Below are 3,109 nucleotides of genomic sequence, written 5' to 3'. Positions count from 1 at the left end.
CAAGGCCATACACGATCACCGCATCTTCCATGTGGCGCGGCGAAAATCCGCCAATTCGGCACAGCGCGCGTTCCGCCACCCCAAGCCGCTGCTCAATGCGCTGCTGGTGCCGACGCAGCACCTTGCCTTCGGCATGGCCCCGCAATCCCTGCTGCCGCGCAAACACACCCATCAGCACTTGGAACAATCCATTCGCCAACGATTCATAATGCGCCGGATTGCCCCAATCCAAACCCGTCGTCGCATAACACTCCGGATGCTCGCGCAACAAGGACGCGCGCTGTTTATCGTCCACATCAGTCCCCTTCATTGTACGGATGATTGTATACGCATCCACCCATTGCAGGCAATACCTTCCACAATCCTTCCGACAGCGCACCGGCGCGGCTCGACCCATGCGCCTAAGCCTGGTTCGCCACCCCGCAAGGACAAGCCTCGCGGCTCTGCCGCGCCCCAAGGGGTGCGGGGACCCCGGCGCCCCCGGCTTTTCTCCGGCGCACGAGCCGCGCATCGGGCGCGGTTCGGGAAACCGGAGGAATTGGCCATGGCCAGAAAAGACCCACTCGACATCCACCAATACGTCACCGACCGCGTCATCGCGGCCATCGAGGCCAACCCGGGTGAATTCCGGATGCCGTGGCAGCGCATCGGCATCACCAACACACTTCCCCGTAACGCCATCACCAAGCAGGCCTATCAGGGGGTCAATTGCATCACCCTCTGGATTGCCTCCGAGCTTGGCCAGCTGGCCCCCGTCTACGCCACATACCGCCAATGGCACAGCATCGGCGCGCAGGTCCGCAAAGGCGAAAAAGGCAACCTCGTCGTCTTCTACAAGGAATACTCCGTTCAGCCCAATGCCGAGGACACCGACGATGACGGCCGCAGGCGCGTCGCACGTGCCTCGTGGGTCTTCTCCGGCTCCCAAGTAGACGGCTACACTCCACCCACGCCGGAACCCGTCAAGGAAATGGAACCCTTGCAACGGCATGAAGCCGTCGAACGCTTCATGGCCGCAACAGGCGCGGACATCCGCATCGGTGGCGACAAGGCATTCTATCTGCCAAGCCTCGATTACATCGCGTTGCCGGCCCCCCATTACTTCCAGCAGGATGATGCCGCCGAACGCACATTCCACTTCGAAAGCACGTTGCTCCATGAAGCAATCCACTGGAGCGGCGCCAAGCATCGATTGGCCAGGGATCTCACCGGCCGCTTCAAAAGCGACGCTTACGCCATGGAAGAATTGTGTGCCGAAATCGGAGCGGCCTTCCTCTGTGCGGAACTGGGCGTCACCGCCGAACCCCGCAAGGATCACGCGCAATACCTCGCCCACTGGCTGAAGGTCCTGAAGGCCGACAAGAAAGCCATCTTCACCGCAGCTGCCAAAGCATCCGAGGCCGCCCGTTACCTCGCTTCCTTTTCAAGAAAGGAGCAGGACGATGCAGCCTAAGCCAGCAAGGGAACTTGTGACGTTCACATGGAGATCCGTGACCGCCCGCATCAGCGTAATCCGCAACCACCGCATCGATGGTTGGACGTTGATCCGCATCCGGGTCACCAATCCGCCCCATGCTCCTCTTCCCTTTGCGGTCAACGGATACCGCACCCACGGCATCGACGATGACGAGCTGGATGCGGCCGGTGACGTGGTGCCCTTCCTCACAGCGTGGGCCAACCGTGACGCCGAAAATCCTGCCTATGCCCTTGCGTTGCCAAGTGGAGGCAGAGAGACCTCTTCGGCGACCGCTGAAACAGCTTTTGCCTCTCAGTCAACGTCTCCATATCCACGGCAAAGAAAACGGTCTCGTTTGCCCGGTGAATTCCATTGCGGGCATTCCCCGATACCCCAAAGCCCACCCACTCACATGCTCACCTTTGGTTGACCATACCGCCCACCAGCACCCTGCAAGTGAAGGGTCGCGCCAGTTGTCGGCCCCGCCAAGGGCCGCGCGCAATGCGCGCGCCTCCGGTTCCGCCACAAGCGGCTCCAGCCCGGCAGGCCCTCCAGCCCGGCGCACCGGGGGTTGCATGGGCCGCGATGGGCGGCTCGCGCAACAAAGGAGAAAGCCGTCATGCTGGCACACCTCATCGATCCCGAATCCCGAACCATCACCAGTGTCGAAGTTCCCGACACCGGCGACAAGCTGCCCGCCATCTACAAACACCTGCGCTGCGATACCTTCGACGTGGCTACCCTCCCAAATGGAGACGGTCTCTACGTCGATGACGAGGGATTGCTTAAACCCGCTTACCATTTCATTGCCGTGCGCGGCATGCCCCAACCCTTCGCGGGAAGGGGACTGCTTTTGGGCATGGATGCCAACGGCCGCAGCGTCGCTCCCACCACCTCGATCGAACAGCTCGCACACGACGTCAAGTTCATCGAGCTTCTTTACACCAACGTTGTCGTGGTCCGCGATGCCATCAATCCCTCCCATGAACGCATCCTCCCTCTGGGGAATGTCCTCAAGACCCTCGCAGAGGAAGCGGCCGAATGATCTCGGCCGCATGCTACAGCCCAATAGGCTGTGGACAGATCAAATCGCGGCGACTTATGTCCTTGCACCGTGTGCGCGCATACCCAAACATCAGGGAATGGTTCCACAAGCTCGTCGGAGCGGATATCCATGCCTGAACCGATCGGCGGACGAGACGGCCCGTTCGCACGCCTCTCCGATTACGAGAAGAAGCTTCTCCTATCGATGGTCCCCAGCTGGTCGGAACGGTACCGGATACGGAAACCGCACCTCAATAAGCAGGAACGCGAAACCCTTCTGCTCACCATCCTGCTGGAACGACGACGCCTCTACGAGCGCTGCTTCAAAAGCATTTGCGCCAACAGTAATGTGGAGGCGCCAACGGTGCGCGATGTCTTGAGCGAAGACCGCCTCCGCCGCTACCAGCCCTTCATGAACGCCGCCATCGCCGCAACGGTCGACCAGCGGATACACGACGACAAGGCGGACCTGTCGCTGAGGCAGGCGGCGAAAAACTACCGCCGCGAAAAGCTCGGCCTTCCCCAACCAACGCCGGAACAGGAAGAGGTCGCCAGTCAAAAGCGCCGCGAACGCCGCCGCCGTATGAGGATGTAGCAAATGGCAGATAC

General features: G+C 61.1%; 5 protein-coding genes. 4 read left to right on the top strand and 1 reads right to left on the bottom strand.

Features of this window, described 5'->3' with window-relative positions:
* On the bottom strand, positions 1–295 hold a 295-nt coding region (locus tag K5845_RS21080; RefSeq protein ID WP_287959969.1), incomplete at its 3' end, for a hypothetical protein.
* 249 nt (positions 296–544) lie between these two features.
* Between K5845_RS21080 and K5845_RS21075 the strand changes: the two genes are divergently transcribed.
* The 4 genes from K5845_RS21075 (at position 545) to K5845_RS21060 (ending at position 3,095) form a co-directional block, all read left to right on the top strand.
* Positions 545–1,453, top strand: coding sequence for an ArdC family protein (locus K5845_RS21075; RefSeq protein WP_287959968.1), 909 nt, complete (start codon positions 545–547; stop codon positions 1,451–1,453).
* The gene (locus K5845_RS21070) at positions 1,443–1,886 is read left to right on the top strand and encodes a hypothetical protein (RefSeq protein WP_287959967.1); all 444 of its coding nucleotides are present in this window, start codon (positions 1,443–1,445) and stop codon (positions 1,884–1,886) included. Before K5845_RS21075 ends, K5845_RS21070 begins: the two co-directional genes overlap by 11 nt.
* Positions 1,887–2,075: 189 nt before the next feature.
* Positions 2,076–2,501: a DUF3846 domain-containing protein gene (locus K5845_RS21065; protein ID WP_287959966.1), complete on the top strand. Its 426-nt coding sequence runs from the start codon at positions 2,076–2,078 to the stop codon at positions 2,499–2,501.
* Between the two features lie 129 nt (positions 2,502–2,630).
* The gene (locus tag K5845_RS21060; RefSeq protein WP_287959965.1) at positions 2,631–3,095 is read left to right on the top strand and encodes a hypothetical protein; all 465 of its coding nucleotides are present in this window, start codon (positions 2,631–2,633) and stop codon (positions 3,093–3,095) included.
* Positions 3,096–3,109: the final 14 nt, after the last annotated feature.

The sequence above is a fragment of the Filomicrobium sp. genome (genome assembly GCF_025698805.1).
GTDB classification, from domain to species: domain Bacteria; phylum Pseudomonadota; class Alphaproteobacteria; order Rhizobiales; family Hyphomicrobiaceae; genus Filomicrobium; species Filomicrobium insigne.
This window is presented reverse-complemented; position numbering and strand designations above follow the sequence as displayed.